The 22272-nt window shown below is 64.1% G+C and carries 16 protein-coding genes; 11 read left to right on the top strand and 5 right to left on the bottom strand.

From position 1 onward, the window contains the following. Positions 1-250 precede the first annotated feature (250 nt). The gene (locus tag R2676_RS19485; protein WP_037027186.1) at positions 251-532 is read right to left on the bottom strand and encodes a DUF7696 family protein; all 282 of its coding nucleotides are present in this window, start codon (positions 530-532) and stop codon (positions 251-253) included. A gap of 532 nt (positions 533-1064) precedes the next feature. Here R2676_RS19485 and R2676_RS19480 point away from each other — a divergent pair. The 4 genes from R2676_RS19480 to R2676_RS19465 all read left to right on the top strand — a co-directional run bounded on the left by R2676_RS19480 (position 1065) and on the right by R2676_RS19465 (position 7324). Beyond that, a complete protein-coding gene (locus R2676_RS19480; RefSeq protein ID WP_206275229.1) occupies positions 1065-3080 on the top strand; it encodes a CocE/NonD family hydrolase in 2016 nt (671 codons plus the stop codon). Positions 3081-3603: 523 nt separating this feature from the next. Next, positions 3604-5166, top strand: a complete 1563-nt coding sequence (locus R2676_RS19475; protein WP_206275291.1) for a methyl-accepting chemotaxis protein — start codon at positions 3604-3606, stop codon at positions 5164-5166. Positions 5167-5481: 315 nt separating this feature from the next. Next, a complete protein-coding gene (locus R2676_RS19470) occupies positions 5482-6516 on the top strand; it encodes a hypothetical protein (protein WP_206275228.1) in 1035 nt (344 codons plus the stop codon). 4 nt (positions 6517-6520) lie between these two features. After that, complete coding sequence (locus R2676_RS19465) at positions 6521-7324, top strand: bestrophin-like domain (RefSeq protein ID WP_206275227.1); 804 nt, start codon at positions 6521-6523, stop codon at positions 7322-7324. Positions 7325-7448: 124 nt separating this feature from the next. Here R2676_RS19465 and R2676_RS19460 read toward each other — a convergent pair whose 3' ends face one another. Both R2676_RS19460 and acs read right to left on the bottom strand, forming a co-directional pair. Further along, the gene (locus R2676_RS19460; protein ID WP_206275226.1) at positions 7449-9512 is read right to left on the bottom strand and encodes a sodium:solute symporter family protein; all 2064 of its coding nucleotides are present in this window, start codon (positions 9510-9512) and stop codon (positions 7449-7451) included. Positions 9513-9534: 22 nt separating this feature from the next. After that, complete coding sequence (acs, locus tag R2676_RS19455; protein ID WP_027681116.1) at positions 9535-11517, bottom strand: acetate--CoA ligase; 1983 nt, start codon at positions 11515-11517, stop codon at positions 9535-9537. Positions 11518-11720: 203 nt separating this feature from the next. Between acs and R2676_RS19450 the strand changes: the two genes are divergently transcribed. The 4 genes from R2676_RS19450 (at position 11721) to murI (ending at position 15903) form a co-directional block, all read left to right on the top strand. Further along, on the top strand, positions 11721-12692 hold the full coding sequence (locus R2676_RS19450) for a DMT family transporter (RefSeq protein ID WP_206275225.1): 972 nt from the start codon (positions 11721-11723) through the stop codon (positions 12690-12692). A gap of 89 nt (positions 12693-12781) precedes the next feature. Beyond that, positions 12782-13321, top strand: coding sequence for a TIGR00645 family protein (locus tag R2676_RS19445; RefSeq protein ID WP_206275224.1), 540 nt, complete (start codon positions 12782-12784; stop codon positions 13319-13321). Positions 13322-13510: 189 nt separating this feature from the next. After that, positions 13511-15034: a fumarate hydratase gene (locus tag R2676_RS19440; protein WP_206275223.1), complete on the top strand. Its 1524-nt coding sequence runs from the start codon at positions 13511-13513 to the stop codon at positions 15032-15034. A gap of 20 nt (positions 15035-15054) precedes the next feature. Further along, entirely contained in the window at positions 15055-15903 is an 849-nt protein-coding gene (gene murI / locus R2676_RS19435; RefSeq protein ID WP_206275222.1) for a glutamate racemase, read from the top strand. A 39-nt stretch (positions 15904-15942) separates the two neighbouring features. On the opposite strand, the gene R2676_RS19430 is transcribed toward murI, so the two are convergent. Then, positions 15943-17211 carry a dicarboxylate/amino acid:cation symporter gene (locus R2676_RS19430; protein WP_206275221.1) on the bottom strand — a complete coding sequence of 423 codons (1269 nt, stop codon included), beginning with the start codon at positions 17209-17211 and terminating at the stop codon, positions 15943-15945. Between the two features lie 368 nt (positions 17212-17579). Between R2676_RS19430 and R2676_RS19425 the strand changes: the two genes are divergently transcribed. After that, positions 17580-17921, top strand: a complete 342-nt coding sequence (locus R2676_RS19425) for a DHCW motif cupin fold protein (RefSeq protein ID WP_102067540.1) — start codon at positions 17580-17582, stop codon at positions 17919-17921. A gap of 71 nt (positions 17922-17992) precedes the next feature. Here the strand turns inward: R2676_RS19425 and R2676_RS19420 are convergent, their stop codons facing one another. Then, positions 17993-20314 carry an AAA family ATPase gene (locus R2676_RS19420; RefSeq protein WP_206275220.1) on the bottom strand — a complete coding sequence of 774 codons (2322 nt, stop codon included), beginning with the start codon at positions 20312-20314 and terminating at the stop codon, positions 17993-17995. 515 nt (positions 20315-20829) lie between these two features. Here R2676_RS19420 and R2676_RS19415 point away from each other — a divergent pair. After that, a complete protein-coding gene (locus R2676_RS19415; RefSeq protein WP_206275219.1) occupies positions 20830-21486 on the top strand; it encodes an energy transducer TonB in 657 nt (218 codons plus the stop codon). 49 nt (positions 21487-21535) lie between these two features. Then, complete coding sequence (locus R2676_RS19410) at positions 21536-22264, top strand: MotA/TolQ/ExbB proton channel family protein (protein WP_027681107.1); 729 nt, start codon at positions 21536-21538, stop codon at positions 22262-22264. The last annotated feature ends 8 nt before the right edge of the window (positions 22265-22272 follow it).

The raw sequence follows: 22272 nt of genomic DNA, 5'->3' as shown, positions 1-22272 counted from the left end.
TTCTATGGCACACCTTGCAGTGCCTAAGTGATTGATATCTATCGGTTTCATCGATTCCCCCAAATTGGTTAATAGCCTATCGGGGGTTCGAATCCCCCTCTCTCCGCCAGAACACAAATGCCCGCGCAAGCGGGCATTTTCATTTCTGCGGCACCTTCCATCGCCCAAAAACAAAAGGCCCAGTCTCCCGACAAGGCCTTTTGGATCCCACCGCCGACGCGTCTGCGCGGTCGGCATCCCCTCGCGTAACTCAATGCAGCGTGGCGGGCGTCTCGCTCGTCAGCAGCGTCTGCGTAACCTGATCGCGAATCGACTGGGCTTTCAGCAGCAGGCGCAAGGCGATATCGGCACCACGGCTGTTTGCCACGTGTTCGATAAACGCGTTGCGTGCCCGCTCATTCAGCGTGGCAACGTGCGCTGCCTCTGACCACACGCGCCACGCGGAGGGCTGACCGGCAAACTGCTCGCGGCGGCGAAGCAGGTCCGAGTCAATGGCAGCGGCAATCTCGATGTCTTGAACGGTGCGATTCATGATGGCCCCCTTGCGGTCTGTGCTGTTTTTGCGATCTGTTCGCGGTGCCCTGTGCCGGGCGTGCAGCCTGAGTATGCAACGTCCGTGCCAATACTTGGCGGCCGCTCCATTGGCAGTTTTTGCATGCATGCGTTGTCGTTTTGATCTGTTTGAAACGCCCTGTTGACGCGGGTTGGCGGACAGCATCCCTACGTTGGTGGGGTGCGGAATTCTCATCTGAACACGGCCCCGCCCGCCGGCTCGTTACGCGGAACGTTACGTAACGCGCGGGGCGTTCCACAACCCAATCACGCGCCTCGCACGGCGGCACCACGCCATCTGCAGGGAACGCGTACACAGGCATGCTTGGTGCTTTACCCGTGCGCCCAAGCCCGCTGGCGCGCGGTCGGTCGTGTCACCCACCCCTCTTCTGCGCCGGCCTCTTCGCTTGCTTCGCTTCCCCACCCGGAGCGATCGGCCGCGTGCCGCCACCCTCGGCGCGCCGGCCATCCCCCCACACAAACACAACAAGAGCATTCAAGAGGAGACCCCCATGCAGATGGGCAACCCACGCGTGCGGCACGGCCGCATGCTCATGTCGGCGCTGCTGTGCGCGGCGCTTTCGCTGTCGGGCTGCGGCGGCGGTGACGGTTCCACCGTTGCCAACAGCACACCCGCCGATTCAAACACCACCACGCAACCAACACAGCCCACGCAGCCGGCACAGCCTGCCGCTGCCAACTGGACCACGCTTGGCACGCGCGCCACGCCAGCGCAACCTGGAACGTCCATCACCGGCAACGCCGGCGCCAAGTGGGCCGACTACAATCCGCCCGCGCTCTACGCAGGCGTTGCGAAGCAAGCCACGCAGTACATCACGATGCCCGACGGCACAAAGCTGGCGGCATACGTGACGCTGCCCGCCGACGCATCCGGCAAAGCCGCGACCGGCACGTTCCCGACGGTGCTCGTGCAGACCTCGTACAACGGCGGGAACGCGCAATACGAAGCATCGATTGGCGCAGCGCTGGGCGCGGCGGATCCGTATATCGTCCAACACGGCTACGCGACGGTGGTGGTGGATGTGCGCGGCACCGGCCAGTCGCAAGGCACGTGGGACGCCTTTGGCGCCGATGAGCAGAGCGACTACGGCCACGTGGTCGACTGGGTGACGCAGCAATCGTGGAGCAACGGTGCCATCGGCTTGTACGGCGTGTCGTACCTCGGCATCACGACGGTCATCACGGCGGCGCAGAACCATCCGGCAGTCAAGGCGGCCTTCCCCATCGTGCCGATCGGCGACGGCTACCGCGACATCGTCTTCACGGGCGGGCAGACCAATCTGACCTTCATCCCGGCGTGGTTCGGGCTGGTGTCGGTGCTGAGCCTGACCGACCCGACGCTGGTGACAGACCCGACGATCGGTCTGCCGGCCGTGCTGCAGCACCTGGTGTCAGCGGTCACGACGTTCCAGTTGCCGACCATGTTGCAAGCGCTGCTGGGCAGCACCGCCACGGCCTATGACGGCGCGTTCTGGGCGACGCGTTCGCCGCTGGAGAACGACGGCAAGATCAAGGTGCCGACCTTCGTGGTGGGCGGCCTGCATGACCTTTTCCAGCGCAGCGAGCCGCTCACATACGAGAGCATCAAGACGCAGGCGCCGGCGAAGTTGCTGATCGGGCCGTGGACGCATTTGCAGGCCGCATTGGGCAGCGGCTTGCCGGTCGATGGCGTGCCGCCGCTGAACCACATTCAGTTGCAATGGTTCGACCAGTACGTCAAAGGCATGAAGGTGGGTGCCGATGCGCTGCCCAACGTGACGCAGTACGTGACCGGCCTCGGCCACTACGCCACCGCCACGGACTGGCCCCATCCGCAAGTGCAGGCGCAGCAGCTCTTCCTGCGCGGCGACAAGAGCCTGTCGAGCAGCGCGCCGGCCGCCAACGAAGCGTCGAACAAGGTCGCGCAGCAGCCGCTGAACGGGGCGTGTTCGATCAGCCTGTCGCAATGGACGGCAGGCCTGACGGGCTTCATCCCGCTGTTGTGCCAGACGGACGACACGCTTGCCGAAGCCGCCGACGTGAAGTTCGAAACGCCGCCCATGCCGGCCGATGTCTATCTGAACGGGCCGATCGAAGCGGATGTGTGGATCTCGACCACCGCACTGGACGCCGGCGTCTCGGTACGCATTGACGACGTGGACGCCGCTGGCAACGTCACGCCGCTCACCGATGGGCTCCAGACGGCTTCGTTGCGCGCGGTGGACGCCAGCCGTTCGCGCACGATGAACGGCCTGATGATCCAGCCATGGCATCCGTTCACGCCCGGCTCCGTCCAGCCGCTCGTGCCAAGCCAGGCCGTCATGGTGCCGGTGGAGGTGTTCCCGACCAGTGCCCTCATCGCCAAAGGCCACAAGCTGCGCGTAGCGGTGGGCGCAAGCAACCTGCCGCAGGGCGTGCCGCCGCTGCCTACGCTGCTCAACGCGTTGATCGGCGTGCTGACGATCTATAGCGATGCGGCCCACCCGTCCAAGGTGGTTCTGCCCGTGGTGCCCGCCACCGCGCTGTAGCAAAAGCCGCTTCTGGCAGTCACACGGCCCGCTTCGGCGGGCCGTTTTCTTTACACACCCGACACCACCAAATTACCTAACGGACTAAATCCGTACGTAAAACTACGCACAGCAAGTGATGCCGATAAAAAGAAGGATAACTGACATTAAATAACTTAAATACGGTAGGAAAACGTTGGCGCCATCCGCCCCGCATAATCCATCGCACGATTCGAAATGACGGCAAGCCAGCCCTTGCCACACAAGGTTTCACCGGCAAAACAATCCCCTCGCATGCATTAAGTAAAAACGCGCATGAGAAAGTTATTCAGGATTTTCTTTTGAATGCCGATAACCCCGGGTAGACCGCAAAATCGGACAAAGATGATTCGGTCACACCATGACATAACCTGCATCTTCCTCAAGTGCGCAACACCTTGGATATAACAAACGTGGTCGTCGACCGTCCTTTTCGAGCCGCCCCGGTGCGCGACCGCATCTCCATTCATTCAGCAAACCGGAGGACGCTGTGAACCTTTCCCAGATGACCATCAAGGCCAAGCTCACCACGGGCTTTGGCGTGCTGGCAGCCATTGTTGTCGTGGTATCGGGCATGTCGTTGCGGGCGCTGTCCGAGTCGACCGAAGGATTCTCGAGCTATGTGCACGGCATCAGCGCCCGCGCAGATGTCGCCAACGACGTGCGCACGGCGGTCGACCGCCGCGCCATTGCCGCGCGCAACCTGGTTCTCGTGGTGACGCAAAAAGACCTGGACCTGGAAAAGGCAGAGGTCCTGCGCGCACACGACGACGTGAAGAACAAGCTCAAGCAACTCAACGACATGATCGCGAGCGCCAAGGACGCAACTGACCGCGGGCGCTCGCTGGTACAAGACATCAATCGCGTGGAAGCGCAGTACGGCCCGGTGGCAACCGACATCGTCGGGCTGGCACTGGCCGGCAAACGCGACGAAGCCGTCCAGAAGATGGACAACGAATGCCGCCCGCTGCTGGCAGCGCTCATCAAGACCACTGACGCGTATGCCGCCTACACGCACGAACGTCAGGAGCAGCTCGTGCAGGCGTATGAGGCGCAGTACGTCGCGCAGCGCAATCTGCTGACCGGCTTGTCAATCGGCGCGGTGTTGCTGGCCGTGATTGCCGGCATGGTCATCACGCGTTCGATCACGCAGCCGATCCGCACGGCGGTCGATGTCGCCCGGACGGTGGCGCGTGGTGACCTGAGCAGCCGCATCGACGTGCGCGGCAAGGATGAGACGAGCCACCTGCTTTCCGCGCTGCGCGACATGAACGGCCGCCTGACCGAGATCGTCGACAAGGTGCGCGACAGCAGCAGCAGCGTCGCGGGCGCCGCCAAACAGATTGCCGCCGGCAACGCCGACCTGAGCCAGCGCACCGAAGCGCAGGCGTCGTCGCTGCAGGAAACGGCGGCCAGCATGGAAGAGCTGACGTCCACGGTGAAGCAGAACGCCGAGAATGCACAGCACGCCACCGCGCTCGCTTCCACCGCGTCGGAAGTGGCGCTCAAGGGCAGCACGGTCGTTGGTCAAGTCGTATCGACCATGCACGACATCAGCGAACGCTCGAGCAAGATTGCAGACATCACCGGCATCATCGAGGGCATTGCATTTCAGACCAACATCCTCGCGTTGAACGCCGCCGTGGAGGCCGCACGTGCGGGCGAGCAAGGCCGCGGCTTTGCGGTCGTCGCCAGCGAAGTGCGCAGCCTGGCGCAACGTTCGTCAACGGCGGCCAAGGAGATCAAGGAACTGATCGCCTCGTCGGTGGAACGCATTCACGACGGCTCCACGCTGGCGGGCGAGGCCGGCGAGACGATGACGGAGGTCACACAAGCGGTGGCCCGCGTCACGCACATCATGGAAGAGATTGCCGCCGCATCGGTTGAGCAGAAGCGCGGCATCGAACAGGTCAACCAGGCGATCTCGCAAATGGATGAAGTCACGCAGCGCAATGCGGCGCTGGTGGAAGAAGCCGCCGCCGCATCCCAATCGCTGCAGGACCAGGGGCAGGAGTTGAATGCGACGATGTCGTTCTTCCGCGTCGATCCGCACGCCGTACACGCCTGACCGGGGCACAGTTACCGTAGTAGCCGTCATCTCCAAGTTGTCCTTATGCCCGCCGCCGGAAGGCCGCGGGCTTTTTCTCTTTGTGTTCTGTGTCTTTCGTTAGGCCGTCGTTCGTGACTTCCGCTGCATTGGCGGACTTGTCCGCGCGACGCACAGTGAACTTGCCCCGTCCAACACCCTCGACGGAGCAAGCTCGGGCCGCGCACGGCCCGCCCTGCCGACGAAGGTCACCATGCAAGCCAAGACCTCAGACTTGCGGCGCAGCGCGTTCGGCGCTGCCATGCCGCACACACCAGCCAGCGACGGGAGGCCCGTATGATCCCGCTCGCCCTCACGCAGTGGCTGCGGCTGCGCGCGGTGCAAAAGCCGCAGCCACAAACGAGGCCCCAATCCAGTCCGGCCCTCGCTGAACAACTGCGTGAAGAGTGCGAGGCCATGGCGCGCTACGCCCTGCACCACGGGCTGCCCGTGGCGCCGGATCTCATCGCTCAGCTCGGCGCGCTCATCGACGGCCAGATGCCGGCGCATGCCACACCGCATCACGCGCTGGCCGCCATCCACCGCAAGCTTGCCGCCGCCATTGCACCGGCCACGCCGCAGGCCGTCACGCTGCTCGACGCGCAGCATCGCAGCGATCATCCGTTCCCGTGGCTCGGCCCGGTGCCGTTGATCCGGCTGCTGACCAGCGCCGCGATCGTCTTCCTGATCGCCGTGATTGCCACGGGCATGTCGCCCGACGTATCGAGCGCGAACATCGACCGGGGCTTTCTGGATTCGGACGGCGCGCCCCTGCTATGGAACACGCTGTTCCTGCTGTTCTGCGCGGGGCTGGGCGCGTCGTTTGCCACGCTGTTCCAGGCACATCGCTACGTGGCCGCGTCCACGTACGACCCGAAGTACGACGCCTCCTACTGCGCGCGGTTGATCCTCGGAGTGATTGCCGGATTGATCCTGGTGGAGATGCTGCCCGCGCAATTGTTCGACCGGGGCAGCATGCACAGCTTCGGCAAACCGGCGCTGGCGATGCTGGGCGGCTTCTCCGCCACGGCGGTGCACCGGCTGCTGCAGCGGCTGGTGGATGCGTTGGAAACGCTCGTGCGCGGCGATCGATCCGCCGATGCCGACGCCGCCATGCAGGCCTATCGGGCCCGTGCCGCCAGCGAGCGCACGCAGTGGCAAAGCGAACTCGCCGCCAACCTGATCGATCTGCAGCAGTCGTTTGACGGCACCGCCTCTCCCGAAGCGATGCGCAAGCGCCTGGCCGACTTCACGCGCGCCATGCTCGCCGCCAGCGACCCGGCGGCGCCCCCATCGCCGTCTCTCACGGCTGGCAGCCCTTCCAAGGAGTGACCTCATGCTGTTCCTCTACAACATCCCCGCATGGGCAATGGGCGCAGTCATCGTCTTCGCGACGCTGTTCGTAGCGTTGGTGGGCTACGCGCTGTTCCGACGCATCTTTCCGGTCACGCTCGACGCCGAACAGCGCAACATGACCCTCGCCATGATGACGGCCGTCACCACCATCAACTCATTGCTGGTCGCGTTTTCGGCCATCTCGGTATGGGGCGCCTATCAAGCCGCCGCGGACATCGTGGCCGCCGAAGCTGCGTGCGCCACGGAACTTGCCCGCGACCTCTCCGCGTTCTCGCATCCGAGCGCCGCTGCCGCGCGACGCGAGCTGATCCTGTATCTGGAACGCGTCGTTCATGACGAATGGCCAAGCATGCAGCAGCAAGCGCGCCCGGATGCCGACACGGAGGTCGCATTCAACAGCATGTTCGCCACGGCCAACCGCATCACACCGCGCGACGACCGCGAGCGCGTGCTGCTGATCGAAGTGCTCGCTCGCGTCAACGAGATGGTGAAGCATCGGGAGAAACGGTTGCAGAACCTGGAAGCCGCCATGCCCGCGACACTGTGGGGCGTGATGTTGATCGCCAGCGGCTTGTCGTTGGTGCTGCTCTATGCGCTGCCGGCCACGCGCTTTCACATGGCGCTGGTGGCGGTGTGGGCCACCACGCTGGGCCTGGCGTTCTTTTTTGTGCTGGCCGTGGACCGGCCGTTTGCGGGCGAAGTGAGCGTGAGTGCCGCGCCGCTCGAGCGGGCCATCCAGACGCTCTCGAACGACAAGCCGCAGATCAACCCGTTACCGGACTGAGCGCGCGCTACTTCGCCGCGCCGCCCCCCATTCGCGATGTGGGCTGGCGGGAGAGGTCAGCCCCAAGGGCCGGAGCCCCACACTTCGGCCCTGCCCTTTGCCGGCTCGTCGGGAGCCGGTTTTTTTACAGCGGGTCGCGAATGTAGCCGACGAGTTTGTCGACCACCGGCCGGTTCGGCTTGGTCAACAGGCTCACGACAATCGCCGCCACAAACCCGGCCGGTACGCCGAACGCGCCGGAGGCGATCGGATCCACGCCAAACCACGGCTGGCCCAGCACGCCAGTCATGCGCGTGAAGAACGGGTAGTTGGCGATGATGTAGTACACGCTCACGGCAAGCCCCGTCAGCATGCCCGCGACGGCGCCGGCACGGTTGGTGCGCTTCCAGAACACGCCAAGCACCAGCACCGGGAAGAAGCACGACGCCGCCAATGAGAAGGCCGCGCCGACCAGGAAGAGGATGTTGCCCGGCTTCAATGACGTCACATAGGCCGCCAGCAATGCCACGCCCAGTAGCACGACCTTCGCGCTCGTGACACGCCGCTGGTGGCTCGCCGTGTTGTCGATCATGTGGAAGTACACGTCGTGCGACAGCGCGTTGGCAATGGTCAGCAGCAGGCCATCGGCCGTCGACAGCGCCGCGGCGAGCGCACCCGCCGCAATCAGCCCGGACAGCACGTAGGGCAGGCCCGCAATCTCAGGCGCGGCCAGCACGATCATGTCGGGCTGCATCATCACCTCGGCCCATTGCACGATGCCGTCGCCGTTGATGTCATGCAGCGCAAACACAGGCGGGTCGACCTTGCGCCAAGGCACGATCCACTGCGGCAGGTCGGCAAACGGCGCACCCACCAGGTGCTGCAGCAGATCGAGCTTGACGAGCGCCGCCAGCGCCGGCGCCGACACATACAGCAGCGCCACGAAGACGAGCGTCCAGCTCACCGAGTTGCGTGTCTCACGCACCGACGGCGTGGTGTGAAAGCGCGTGAGGATGTGCGGCAGGCTGGCCGTGCCGACCATCAGGCAGAACACCAGCAGCACGAAGTTCAGCCGCTCGGTGCCGCGCTCGTTTTCTGATGCAGACGGAAACGGCTCGGTGGATGGCGGTGCCATGCGGCTGCGCGCCAGTGCGTCTTCTCGTTGCTGGTTCCACAGGATCGACGCGGTGGCTGCATCGGGCGGAAACTCTTCGCGCTCGCGCTCCAGCGCCTTGATCTCACGCAGCGGCGCATTGCGTTCGCGTGCCAGTTTGAGCTGCGCATTCAGCGCTTCACGCGCATGGTCGAACGACTGCGGCAACTGCGAGATTCGCTCCTGCAGCGCCTGGGCTTCGTTCAGGAAATGGTCACGCACGTGCTGCTCGGCAGGGTCGTGCGCGATGCGCCGCTCCTCTTTCTCGATCTGCACCAGCAGGCGGCCCGTCGACAACTGCGGCACCGGATCGTGATACCGATGCCAGCCGATGATCCCCACGACGCCCAGGAACGACACGATCATGATGATGTACTGCGCCACCTGGGTCCACGTCACGGCGCGCATGCCACCCAGGAACGAACACACCAGAATGCCCGCCAGCCCGAAGAACACGCCCACCGAAAACTCGACGCCGATAAAGCGCGTGACGACCAGCCCGACACCCTGGATCTGCGCGACGAGGTAGACGAAGGAACACAGCGTCGCGCCCAGCACCGCGATGCCGCGCACGACCGAGCTGCCGCCGCGTTCTCCGTTGCCATAGCGGTTGGCCAGAAAATCCGGCACCGTGTATCCACCGAACTTGCGCAGATAAGGCGCCAGCAGGAAAGCGACGAGGCAGTAGCCGCCCGTCCAGCCCATCACATACGCCAGGCCCTCATAGCCTGAGGCAAACACGATGCCCGCCAGGCCGATGAACGAGGCAGCACTCATCCAGTCGGCCGCGGTGGCCATGCCGTTGAAGAATGCTGGCACGCGGCGCCCCGCCACGTAGTACTCGGTGAGATCGGCCGTGCGGCAGATCAACCCGATGCATGCGTAGATGGCGATGGTGACAAACAGGAACACATAGCCGAGCCACACGCCGGGCCCGCGCACGCGTTCGATCGCGCCCATCATCACGATGAAGAGCACCAGCCCTGCGGTATAGAGCCCGTAATAGAGAAACAGCCGCTTGCGGAAGCGGCTGTCTTGTTGGGTGTCGATGGCCAAGATCGGCGGCCAGCGCTGGCGGTTAGCGCGTTTCCTTCAGTTGATCGAGGATGGCCGGGTTTTCAAGCGTGGACGTGTCTTGCGTGATGTCCTCGCCCTTGGCCAGCGAGCGCAACAGGCGGCGCATGATCTTGCCCGAGCGCGTCTTGGGCAGGTTGTCGCCAAAGCGGATGTCCTTCGGCTTGGCAATCGGCCCGATCTCCTTGCCGACCCAGTTGCGCAGCTCGTTGGCGATCTGCTTGGCTTCGTCGCCATCGGGGCGCGAACGCTTGAGCACCACGAACGCGCAGATGGCCTCGCCAGTCATGTCATCGGGGCGGCCCACCACGGCGGCCTCGGCCACGATCGGGTTCGCCACCAGCGCCGATTCGATTTCCATCGTGCCCATGCGGTGGCCCGAGACGTTCAGCACGTCGTCAATGCGGCCCATGATGGTGAAGTAGCCGGTTTCCTTGTCACGGATCGAACCATCGCCGGCCAGATACAGCTTGCCCCCCAGCTCTTCCGGGAAGTAGCTCTTCTTGAAGCGCTCCGGGTCGCCCCAGATCGTGCGGATCATCGAAGGCCACGGACGCTTGACGACGAGGATGCCGCCCTGCCCGTTCGGCACGTCGTGCCCGGTTTCATCGACAACGGCGGCCATGATGCCCGGCAGCGGCAGCGTGCACGAACCCGGCACCAGCGGCGTGGCGCCCGGCAGCGGCGTCATCATGTGGCCGCCGGTTTCGGTTTGCCAAAACGTATCGACGATCGGGCAACGGCCGCCGCCGATGTTCGTGTGGTACCACATCCAGGCTTCCGGGTTGATCGGCTCGCCCACGGTGCCCAGCAGGCGCAGGCTGGACAGGTCGTACTGCTTCGGGTGGACCTTCTCGTCCGCCTCGGCGGCCTTGATCAGCGAGCGGATCGCCGTCGGTGCGGTGTAGAACGTGTTGACCTTGTGACGCTGGATCATGTCCCAGAAGCGGCCGGCGTTCGGATACGTCGGCACGCCTTCGAACACGACCTGCGTGGCACCGGCCGCGAGCGGGCCGTACGCGATGTAACTGTGGCCCGTCACCCAGCCGATGTCGGCCGTGCACCAGAAGATGTCGTCGGGTTTCAGGTCGAACGTCCACTGCATGGTGAGCAGCGCCCACAGCAGGTAGCCGCCCGTGCTGTGCTGCACGCCCTTCGGCTTGCCGGTCGAGCCCGAGGTGTAGAGGATGAACAGCGGGTGTTCCGCACTCACCGGTGTGACTTCGCAGGTGTCCGGCTGGCCGGCTTCGACCTCGTCCATCGCACGGTCGCGGCCTTCCACCCAGTTCACGTTGCCATTGGTTCGGCGATAGACGATCACGTGCTTGACGGCGTCCGTGCCTTCCATGGCGAGCGCTTCGTCGGCGATGGCCTTGAGCGGCAGCGCCTTGCCGCCGCGCATTTGCTCGTCTGCGGTGATGAGCGCCACGGCGCCCACATCGACGATGCGTTCCTGCAGCGACTTGGCCGAAAACCCGCCGAACACCACCGAGTGCGTCGCACCGATGCGCGCACACGCCTGCATGGCGACGATGCCTTCCACCGACATCGGCATGTAGATCACCACGCGGTCGCCCTTCTTGATGCCCAGGGCCTTCAGGCCGTTGGCGAAGCGGCAGACGCGCGCGTGGAGTTCGCGATACGTGATGCGCGAAACGTTGCCGTCGTCGGTCTCGAAAATGATGGCGACCTTGTCGGCGTTGCCGTTCTCAAGGTTGCGCTCGAGGCAGTTGTAAGACGCGTTGAGTTCGCCGTCTTCAAACCACTTGTAGAACGGTGCGTTGGACTCGTCCAGCACCTTGCTGAAGGGCTTGTGCCACAGCAGGTGCTCGTGGGCGAGGCGCGCCCAGAAGCCTTCGTAATCTTTCTCGGCTTCGGCGCACAGGGCACGGTACGCATCCATGCCGGCGATGTTTGCCTGTTTGACGAAGGATTCGGGCGGGTTGAAAACGCGCGTTTCCTGCAGGACAGATTCAATGCCAGCCATGGTGTCTCCTGATAGCGATGTCTGTAGTCGTTTTGCGGCGAATCTAAGGGGCTGACCTGACTCCAGCCTTACGCATTTCTGCGCCGCAAACCGACGTGAAGGGCATTACTATAATGCGTCACTTCTTGTTACGGCACGCATCGCAACGCAACATAACCGGCCAAAGAGCCGCGCCCCGTGCCGGTTTCCACTGAATTCTCATCGTGCCCATCCACGCCCTTTTCCTGATTGCTGCCATGGCACTGGTCGGCAGCAACGTCGGTTTCGGTAAATCGATCGTCGCCGTCATGCCGGTGATGCTGTTTGCGTTGCTGCGCTTTCTGATTGCCATCGTCTGCATGGCACCGTGGTACAAGCCATCGCGGATGCGCCGCGTCACCCGCGGCGAGTGGACGAACCTGTTCCTCCAAGCCTTCTTCGGTACGTTCGGTTTCACGCTGCTGATGCTGAACGGTGTGCGGCTGACCTCGGCGCTGGCCGCGGGCATCATCACGAGCACGATTCCAGCCGCAGTGGCGCTGCTGTCGTGGCTGGTGCTGCGCGAAAAGCCTTCGGGCCGGACGCTGGCGTCGGTGGTGCTGGCGGTGGCAGGCGTCGCGATTCTCAACGCCTACCGCGGCGGCGAATCTTCGGGCGCTGCGCCCGCCGATGCGGCGCAGGCGTTGCTGGGCAATGCGCTGGTGATGGGCGCGGTGCTATGCGAGTCGATCTACGTGATCCTGTCGCGGCGCCTGACGCAAACGTTGCCCGCCATCGAGATCTGCGCATACACGCACCTGATCGGCGGCCTCCTGATGCTGCCGCTGGGGCTGATGCCGCTGCTCACCTTCGATCTGTCCGGCGTGCCGTTGCCCATCTGGGGCCTGGTGCTTTGGTATGCGCTGTCCGCCAGCATCTTCTCGTTCTGGCTGTGGATGAAGGGCATTCGCCACGTGCCCGCTCACCTTGCAGGCGTGTTCACGTCGGTGCTGCCGATTGCGGCTGCCACGTACGGCATCGTCGCACTGGGAGAAACGCCGGGTTGGCCGCACGGCATCGCGCTGGCATGCGTGGTGGCGGGCATTCTCGTGGCGAGCTGGCCCGCGCGGCCACGCCAGCCGATGCAGCGGGGGCGACAACGCGGCCGCGCGGCCGATCCGCTGGACCCGCTGGATCCGTCGCTGGACCGGGAATGAAGCGCGTCACTCGCGTTTTCCGGTAAGCGATTCCGCAATCACGGACCGTTACAATCACGCGGTTTTTCGACCACTCGCCCGTCCTGCCCATGAAGACGCCCATCGCTCCGCTGCGCCCGATTCCGCGCCTGATCTTCTTTTCCCGCTGGCTGCAACTGCCGCTTTACCTGGGGCTGATCATCGCCCAGGCAGCCTATGTGTACCTCTTCGTCGTCGAGGTGTGGCACCTGGTTTCGCACCTGGGCGACATGGACGAAACCAAGATCATGCTCGCCGTGCTGGGCCTGATCGACGTGGTGATGATCTCCAACCTCCTGATCATGGTGATCATCGGCGGGTACGACATCTTCGTGTCCAAGCTCGGCATCGAGGGCCACGAAGATGAGCCCGAATGGCTGGACCACGTCAACGCGGGCGTGCTCAAGGTGAAGCTGTCGATGGCGCTGATCAGCATCTCCTCGATCCACCTGCTCAAGACGTTCATCGATGCGGCCCAGAAAGACACGCACACGATCCTGTGGCAGGTGGCGATCCACGTGGCGTTCCTGGTGTCTGCGCTGGTGATGGCCTGGGTGGACCGCATCGTTTCGCACGCGCATCCGCACGGCGAGGCTGCCGACGCACATTGACGCTGCGCCCTTGTCGGCGCGGCGATTCCGACGAACGCGCTCGGACAATCCGCGCCCGACATTGGGTGTATGATCTCAGGCTGTTCTGAGCCTGCGGCGCCCGCCGTCCAGGTCACAGGCAGGGAGTGAAAGTCACCGACCACTGCCCTGCCGCACCGGCTTTTCATTCCTATACGTTGGTCCCCCACCATGACCGTCATTCGTCAAGAAGACCTCATCCAGAGCGTCGCCGACGCGCTGCAGTACATCAGCTATTACCACCCGATGGACTACATCACTGCTCTGGGCCGCGCCTATGAGCAGGAGCAGAGCCCGGCGGCCAAGGATGCCATCGCGCAAATCCTGACCAACAGCCGCATGTGCGCCGAAGGCAAGCGCCCGATCTGCCAGGACACCGGCATCGTCACCGTGTTCCTGAAGGTCGGCATGAACGTGCGCTGGGACGGTGCCACGATGAGCCTGGAAGACATGGTCAACGAAGGCGTGCGCCGCGCGTACAACGACGTCGACAACAAGCTGCGCGCCAGCGTGCTGGCGGATCCGGCCGGCAAGCGCACCAACACGAAGGACAACACCCCGGCCGTGATCAACATGTCGCTCGTGCCGGGCGACACGGTGGATGTGATCGTCGCGGCCAAGGGCGGCGGCTCCGAAGCCAAGTCGAAGTTCGTGATGCTGAACCCGTCGGATTCGATCGTCGACTGGGTGCTCAAGACCGTGCCGACCATGGGCGCCGGCTGGTGCCCGCCGGGCATGCTGGGCATCGGCATTGGCGGCACGGCTGAAAAGGCCATGCTGCTGGCCAAGGAAGCCCTGATGGAGCCAATCGATATTCAAGACCTGATCGCCCGCGGCCCGAGCAACCGCGCAGAAGAACTGCGCATCGAGCTGTACGAGAAGGTCAACGCGCTGGGCATTGGCGCGCAAGGCCTGGGCGGCCTGGCCACCGTGCTCGACGTGAAGATCCTGGACTACCCGACCCACGCAGCCAACCTGCCGGTCGCCATGATCCCGAACTGCGCCGCCACGCGTCACGCGCACTTCACGCTGGACGGCAGCGGCGTTGCCAAGCTGGAAGCGCCGGACCTGTCGCAATGGCCGAAGGTCGAGTGGGCACCGAACACGGAAACGTCGAAGCGCGTCGACCTGAACACGCTCACGCCGGAAGAAGTCGCCTCGTGGAAGCCGGGCCAGACGCTGCTGCTCAACGGCAAGATGCTGACCGGCCGCGACGCCGCGCACAAGCGCATCGCCGACATGCTCGCCAAGGGCGAGAAGCTGCCGATCGACTTCACCAACCGCGTGATCTACTACGTCGGCCCGGTCGACCCGGTGCGCGATGAAGTCGTCGGCCCGGCAGGCCCGACCACGGCCACGCGCATGGACAAGTTCACCGAGACGATGCTCGCCCAGACCGGCCTGATCGCCATGGTGGGCAAGGCCGAGCGCGGCCCGGTCGCCATCGAATCCATCAAGAAGCACAAGTCGGCTTACCTGATGGCCGTGGGCGGCGCGGCCTACCTGGTGTCCAAGGCCATCCGCGGTTCGAAGGTGCTGGCGTTTGAAGACCTGGGCATGGAAGCCATCTACGAATTCGATGTGAAGGACATGCCGGTCACCGTCGCGGTGGACAGCTCGGGCACGTCGGTCCACAAGACCGGCCCGGCGGAATGGCAAGCCAAGATCGGCAAGATTCCGGTCGCAGCAGGCTGAGCCGTTCACTCATATCCAATATGACGACACGCGCGCAGGCACCGGTCGGGGTCTTTGATTCCGGCCTCGGAGGGCTCTCCGTCCTGCGCGCGATTCGCGCCGAACTGCCGGCCGAATCGCTTCTCTACCTGGCGGATTCCCGCCATGCCCCGTACGGGGAAAAATCCCCCCAATACATTGCCGATCGCACGCTGCGTGTGTGCGAATGGCTCGTCGATCAAGGCTGCAAGGCACTGGTGATCGCCTGCAACACCGCCACGGCGCAGGCCGTGCACGTGCTGCGCGAAAAACTCGCGGTGCCGGTGATCGGCGTCGAGCCGGGCTTGAAACCAGCGGTTGCCACGTCGAAGAGCCGTGTGGTCGGCGTTCTGGCGACGGAAAGCACCCTGCGCAGCGAGAAATTTGCACGCCTGCTGGCCGCTGCCTCCGGCGATTGCCAAGTGCTGAGCCAACCCGGCTACGGCCTCGTCCCGCTGATTGAACGCGGCGATACCCACTCGCCGGCCGTGTTCGAACTGCTGCAGGCCTATCTGCAACCGATGCTCGATGCGAATGCCGACACGCTGGTGCTCGGCTGCACGCACTACCCATTCCTGGAAGATGCCATCCGCGAGATCGCGGGCGACCGGCTGACATTGATCGACACCGGACATGCCGTCGCGCGCCATCTCGGGCGCACGCTGGCGGCGGCGGGGTTGCACGCGTCAGGCCAGGCTGCTTCGCCGCGCTTCATGAGCACCGGCGACGTGCTTCCGCTGCAAGCCATGGTGGCTGCATTGCTCGGAGAAGCGCCCATGGCGCAGCGCGTCGACATTGGCGATGCGCCGCTCGCCCCTGCAGCGACCTCCCTCGCTTCGCCAGCTGAATAAAAAAACGCCACCTGGGTAGGTGGCGTTTTTACTTGGGGCTCAGCCGATGTTCGGCTGCGCGGCGACTTCGGCCTCGCTTTCTTCTTCAGCCGGTTCGTACTTCGCCACCACGGCCGTGGCCAGGCTGTTGCCGATCACGTTGGTGGCCGTGCGGCCCATGTCGAAGAACTGGTCGATGCCGATGATCAGCAGCAGACCCGCTTCCGGCAGATGGAACATCGGCAGCGTGGCCGCCACCACCACCAGCGAGGCGCGCGCCACGCCAGCCATGCCCTTGCTCGTGAGCATCAGCACGAGCAGCAGCGTGACTTGCTGCGTAAAGCTCATCTGGATGTTGTAGGCCTGTGCAATGAACATCACCGCAAACGCCTGATACATCATCGAGCCATCGAGGTTGAACGAATACCCCAGCGGCAGTACGAAGCTGGCCACGCGCTTGGGCACGCCAAACTTCTCCAGCGCTTCCATCGTCTTCGGATACGCCGATTCGCTGCTCGCCGTGGCAAATGCAAGCATGGTCGGCTCACGAATCAAGCCCAGCAGACGGCCCAGCGACCGGCCCAGCAGCACATAGCCGACGAAGAACAGGATCGCCCACAGCAGCGCCAGGCCCAGGTAGAACTCGCCGATCAGCTTGCCGTAGGTCACGAGCACGCCGACGCCTTCCACCGTGATGGCAGCGGCCATGGCTGCAAACACGCCCAGCGGTGCGAAACGCATCACGTAGTCGGTAATGCGGAACATCAGCTTGGTCAGCTCTTCCAGGCCGCGGCCGATCACACTCTCCATCGGATTCTTCATCGTCGACAGCGCAGCGCCGAAGAACAGCGAGAACACCAGGATCTGCAGGATCTCGTTGGTGGCCATGGCCTCCACGATGCTGCGCGGGAACACGTGCGTGATGAATGCCTTGAGCGTGAAGTCGCCCGTCTTCAGGCCCGACGTGGCCGACACGTCCGGCAGCGCCAGGTTCATGTGCACGCCCGGCTGGAAGAAGTTGACCAGCAGCATGCCCAGCGCCAGCGACGTGGCCGACGCGCACACAAACCAGATCATCGCGCGCAAGCCGACGCGGCCAACGGAGCGGCCACCGCTCATGCTCGCCAGCCCCGTCACCAACGTCGAGAACACCAGCGGCGCAATGATCATCTTGATCATGCGCAGGAAGATGTCGGTGATGATGCTGAAGTACGAAGCGATGTCCTTGGCCGCCGCAGCGTCCTTGGCGTATTCGTGGCAGCCCCAGCCGACGGCAATGCCCAGCAGCATTGCCAGCCCGATGTGGGAGGTCAGACGTTTGGTGTTCAAGACTTTCTCCAAGGAATATCGTGGCCGGAGGGACGGCGCGCGACAGACGCGGATCTCATGGGGCCAGGGCCGGCCCAAGTTCGTCACGCTTTGTAAAAAGCGACGATATTAGAGAAGCGCATGGCGATCGTTATGTCGATGTTGCATAGCACCATGCAATTTCTGCATACATTGGAATGGCGCCATGGGCGCCCTGCTGCAATGCCGCACGGGTAGCGGAATCCCGCGGCACGAGCGGATTATTGAGCGCCCCGCAATACCGTCGGGGCGTACCAACAAGCGGCGCTGACAGCACTCAAAATGCGGGGCCTGCATCACACCCGCCGCTGATACCATTCTGGATTCAGCTCACCCACGGGAGTCCCGCGATGAAAATGGCGCCCTTCGCCTTTGGCACGACCGACTGGTCGACCATCGAGCCCACCGAACACACCGGTGAGACCGGCATGGCGATCTGGCGCACGCGCTACTTTGGCGACGAGTCGAATCGCATCCGCGTGCGCATGGTCGAGTACACCCCCGGCTACCTGGCCGACCATTGGTGCAAAAAAGGCCACATCCTCTTCTGCCTGGAGGGCGAGCTGGAAACCACGCTGGAAGACGGCCGGAAGTTCACGCTGACGCCAGGCATGAGCTATCAGGTGGGCGACGATGCCGAAGCGCATCAGTCCCACACAAAAACAGGGGCCCGGCTGTTTATCGTTGACTGACCGGCACGCGCCGCCGGGCCGGCCTCAGCCGCTGCGGCCGGCATCCGTTCGTACCGTCTACAACCCCACCGTCAACGCGGCGTGAATCCAATGGAGCGCCGCTCGCGCAACTCGGGCTTGATGGAATGCTCCTGCCGCAATTGTGCGAGGAAGGCCTCCGGATCGAGCGTCTCGCCCAGCAGCACAGACTGCTGCTTGACCACCGCGAAATCGCCGGGCGTGAGCATGTCGAGCGACGCCAACATCTCGCGCCACACAGGCTTGAGCGCTTCGGCCTTGCCGCCCAGGGCCTCGGCAATGAACATCTGCTCGCGCTGCGCACGCACCAGCGGCTTGAAGCGGATCTTGAATGCGAACCGCCGCAGCGCCGCCTCGTCAATCCGAGCAAACAAATTGGTGGTGCAGACGAAGATGCCGTCAAAGCGTTCCATGCCTTGCAGCATCTCGTTGACTTCCGACACCTCGTAATTGCGCACCGCGCCCTGGCGGCTCTGCATGAAGCTGTCGGCCTCGTCGAGCAACAGCAGCGCGCGTTCCTCTTCGGCGCGCGCGAACATCGCCGCAATCTGCTGCTCGGTTTCGCCGACGTACTTGCTCATCAAGTCTGACGCGCGGCGAATCATCAACGGCATGTCGAGTTGCGCGGCGATATGCTCGGCCAGCACCGTCTTGCCGGTGCCCGGCGGCCCGTAAAAGCACAGCGTCCCGCGTCGCCGCGCGCGCAGCGCCTCGATGATCCGCTCCACAGAAAACCGGGTTTCCAGGTTCAGGTAATCCAGCTTGTATTCAGTCACGACGCGATGCGCCTGCACTTCCGGGCGCAAGCCCATCGCCTGATCGGCGTGGTCAAGCTGACGCTCGATCAGCGATTCAGCAGACTCGTCCATTGCCGGCTGAGTCAGGCGCGCAAAGCGGGCGGCAGAATCAATCTGCGCCGGCGTGAGCGTCTTGCGCGCCGCCAGCTTCGCCATGAAGGCGTCCGACACCTCCAGCCCTTCCAGATGCTTGCGGATGATGCTTTCGCGCACCGTCGGCGGCGGCACCTTCAGCTCGAGGTGGAACTGGAAGCGGCGCAGATACGCCGGGTCGATCTGGCGGATGGAATTCGACACCCAGATCACCGGCACGGGGTTCTGCTCCAGCGTCTGGTTCACCCACGCCTTGCCGTTGACGGAGCCACGCGGCTCCTCGAGGCCGAAGAGGCTCATCAGCTCGCGCGTCGGGCCGGGAAAGACGTCTTCCACTTCGTCGAACAGGAGCACTGCGCCGGGCCGTCCGCGCAGAAACGCCTGCGACACCTGCAGCGAGCGATAGCGGTCTTTGCCCGTGAGGCTGTTGCCGTCCTTGTCGAGGCAATCCACTTCGTACAGCTCGCAACCGGCATCGCGCGCCAGCACGCGGGCGAGTTCGGTCTTGCCGGTGCCGGGGGCTCCATACAGCAGGATGTTCACGCCGGCCGCGCGCTGCTGCGAGGCGTTCTCCAACAGCGCCGTGAGGTAGCGTGCATCGGTTTCCACATGCGGGTAGTCGGACTGCGACAGCGTGGTCGGCGGCGCGGGGCGCGTGAAGACGGCCATCATGTCCGCCTCGCTCGCATAGTCACCGAGCAGGACGTGCAACAAGCGGTCAGAGATGCGCATCAGATCGCCCAGATCGGTGACGCTGTTTTCGGGCAGCGGCGGTTCGATCAGGCCCAGCGTCTCGAGCCGAGAGCCCGGCCGCAATGACGCAGCGACCTCGGCGGTACTTGCGCCCGCCAGGTTGGCGAGCAGCTGGAACGCTTCCTGGCTGTGCGCCACCTTGCAGTCGACCATCACGGCGCGCAGGTCGCGCTTGTATTTCACGAGGGAGGCAAACAGCAGCAACGCGCGTTCGTGCGGCGGTAGGCCGAGCACGCGGGCCAGCATGTCGATGTTGCCGACCAGCAAGACGCGCTCGCCGGAGAGCCGCTCGCCCAGCGCATCGCACGACGCGCCGAACACGGTGAACATGTCCTTGGCGTGATGCTTGACGTATTCGTCCAGGTAATAGAACAGCGAGCTTTCATCAAAGGCGCTGCTCCACTGGCCGTGCCGATCCATGAACGTAGGCAGGTCAAGCTTGCCGACAGCCCGCCAGCCCGGCATGTCGGCGCAGCGCGCAGAAAGGAAGCGCTGCAGGCGCTGGATGACCGTCACCGGCCAGATCAGCTCCGGCGCGCAAACGGTGAGGATGTCGTTGATGTTGGTGCGCAGATTGAAGCGCAGGCCCATCGCGCAGACGGTACGCAGCGCAAATTGCGCACACATGGAATCCAGCGACGACAACTGCAGCGCCTGCGGCTGCCTTCCGCCGGTGGGGACGAACGTGCCATCGTCGTCAGCGTCGTCCATGTTGAGGTTGGCTTCATCCATGGTCGCCCCCTTCTTCCCCGTTTCACGGTTGGCCGGCCGGTCACCGTGTTTGAATGATTTTCATCCTAGCGCGTTTGCGCACACAGCGTACCCCGGGTCGACCCGTGTCTTTGCAAGTTGCGCGCCAACAGCGCCCGGAATCGCCAACCGCCTGCACAGGCAGTTTGGCGCCATCAGCCTTCTGGACGTGATCCCCACCCCACGAAAGACAGGGAATTTCCGTGCAAATAGGAATCATTATCGTTTATACTTCACCTATCGACACAATAGGCTGAACGCAAACCGTGCTCGGTTGTCGCAACACTGTTGCAGTTGCAGGCCTACAATATCTGTCACGCTGGCGGCGACCCCGCCGGCTTCAACGCTAGGCGCCATGGAATTGCTCCTGAGTCTGCTCATCAGCATTGGGATTTCACTGATCGTCTTCGGCAAGCGCTGACGCTGCGCCGCTTTCGTTGTTCATCCCACCACCATCGCATCGCATTCCTTTTTCTGCTTTCGATTCCCGGTCGTTGATGATTCACCCTCGTACTCTCAAGATTCTGGTGGTCGTGCTGTTGCTGCACGCGGGCGTGCTGATGTTGATTCAGCTGGGCCTGATCGCGCCGCGCCCGACCGTCGAAGAACCGCTGGAAATCCAGGCGCACATCATTCCGGCCGCGCCTCAGCCGATCAAGCAACCGGAGCCGCCCAAGCAGCAACCGGTCAAGCAAGAGGCGCCCAAGCCCGTCAACATCGTCAAGCCGGTCGCGCAACCCAAACCCACGCCGATGCCGACGCCCGCGCGGCCGCCGTCGGACACCGCGCCCGTAGTGCCCGCCGCCCCGCCCGCGCCGCCGGCACCGGCCCCTGAACCCGCGCCCGCGCCGACACCAGCGCCGTCTGGCCCCATCAGCATCGGCATCAACGACATCCAGTGCAGCGAGCCGCCGCTGGTCTATCCCAGCATGTCGCAGAAAATGGGCGAGGAAGGCCGCGCCATGGTGAAGATTTCCATCGGCACGGCCGGTGAAGTCACCAACGTGGCAGTCACGTCGTCGTCCGGCTCGCCGCGCCTGGACCGCGCCGCCACCGATGCCGCGCGCGCCATCAAATGCAGCCCCTACAAGCAGAACGGCCGCGCCGTGCCCGTGGTGGCCAGCAAGCCGTTCGTGTTCAAGCTCGATAACTAATTCGATTCCGCTTCTCGCTTAGCCTTTCGCTCAATTCAGGACATTCATCATGCAGGAACTCGGTCTTTCCCATCTCTGGACACAAGGCGACATCGTCACCCGCGCGACGGCGATTCTGCTGCTCATCATGTCGCTCGCCTCGTGGATCGTCATCTTGACCAAGGCGTGGGACATCGTCCGTCTGAAGTCGATGGCGCAAGGCGCTGAAAAGCGTTTCTGGCACTCGGACGATTTCGATCACGCCATGCAGACGCTGGGCTCGCCCAAGGACAACCCGTTCCACACGCTCGCGCAAACGGGTCGCGAAGCCGCGCAGCATCACCGCGCCAGCCAGCCGCAGCTGCATGATGTGATGGACATTTCCGACTGGATCACGCGCTCGCTCAAGAGCGCCATCGATGAGTCGGTGGGCCAGATGCAATCGGGCCTGGCCGTGCTGGCCTCGGTGGGCTCCACCGCACCGTTCGTCGGCCTGTTCGGCACGGTGTGGGGCATCTATCACGCCCTGCTCGGGATCGGCGCGGTGGGCGTGCCCACCATCGACAAGGTGGCCGGCCCCGTGGGTGAATCGCTCATCATGACGGCCTTCGGTCTGGCCGTGGCCATTCCGGCGGTGCTCGGCTACAACGCCCTGACGCGCGGCAACAAGGCCATCATCGCCAAGCTCAACCGCTTTGCGCACGACCTGCATGCCTACTTCGTGACCGGCGCGCGCCTGCGCCCGGGCGCCCCGCGCGACGAGGCTGGCGTGCGCCTCGCTGCGGTCAAGCAGCAGTAAGGAGGGGC

Origin of the sequence: Ralstonia flatus, assembly GCF_958439105.1 — a bacterium.
Taxonomy (GTDB): domain Bacteria; phylum Pseudomonadota; class Gammaproteobacteria; order Burkholderiales; family Burkholderiaceae; genus Ralstonia; species Ralstonia flatus.
This window is presented reverse-complemented; position numbering and strand designations above follow the sequence as displayed.

What these genes read in the sequence shown, in the direction of transcription:
- R2676_RS19485 (WP_037027186.1), bottom strand. Translation starts at nt 532, where the DNA reads ATGAATCGCACCGTTCAAGACATCGAGATTGCCGCTGCCATTGACTCG.
- R2676_RS19480 (WP_206275229.1), top strand. Translation starts at nt 1,065, where the DNA reads ATGCAGATGGGCAACCCACGCGTGCGGCACGGCCGCATGCTCATGTCG.
- R2676_RS19475 (WP_206275291.1), top strand. Translation starts at nt 3,604, where the DNA reads ATGACCATCAAGGCCAAGCTCACCACGGGCTTTGGCGTGCTGGCAGCC.
- R2676_RS19470 (WP_206275228.1), top strand. Translation starts at nt 5,482, where the DNA reads ATGATCCCGCTCGCCCTCACGCAGTGGCTGCGGCTGCGCGCGGTGCAA.
- R2676_RS19465 (WP_206275227.1), top strand. Translation starts at nt 6,521, where the DNA reads ATGCTGTTCCTCTACAACATCCCCGCATGGGCAATGGGCGCAGTCATC.
- acs (WP_027681116.1), bottom strand. Translation starts at nt 11,517, where the DNA reads ATGGCTGGCATTGAATCTGTCCTGCAGGAAACGCGCGTTTTCAACCCG.
- R2676_RS19445 (WP_206275224.1), top strand. Translation starts at nt 12,782, where the DNA reads ATGAAGACGCCCATCGCTCCGCTGCGCCCGATTCCGCGCCTGATCTTC.
- R2676_RS19440 (WP_206275223.1), top strand. Translation starts at nt 13,511, where the DNA reads ATGACCGTCATTCGTCAAGAAGACCTCATCCAGAGCGTCGCCGACGCG.
- murI (WP_206275222.1), top strand. Translation starts at nt 15,055, where the DNA reads ATGACGACACGCGCGCAGGCACCGGTCGGGGTCTTTGATTCCGGCCTC.
- R2676_RS19425 (WP_102067540.1), top strand. Translation starts at nt 17,580, where the DNA reads ATGAAAATGGCGCCCTTCGCCTTTGGCACGACCGACTGGTCGACCATC.
- R2676_RS19420 (WP_206275220.1), bottom strand. Translation starts at nt 20,314, where the DNA reads ATGGATGAAGCCAACCTCAACATGGACGACGCTGACGACGATGGCACG.
- R2676_RS19415 (WP_206275219.1), top strand. Translation starts at nt 20,830, where the DNA reads ATGATTCACCCTCGTACTCTCAAGATTCTGGTGGTCGTGCTGTTGCTG.
- R2676_RS19410 (WP_027681107.1), top strand. Translation starts at nt 21,536, where the DNA reads ATGCAGGAACTCGGTCTTTCCCATCTCTGGACACAAGGCGACATCGTC.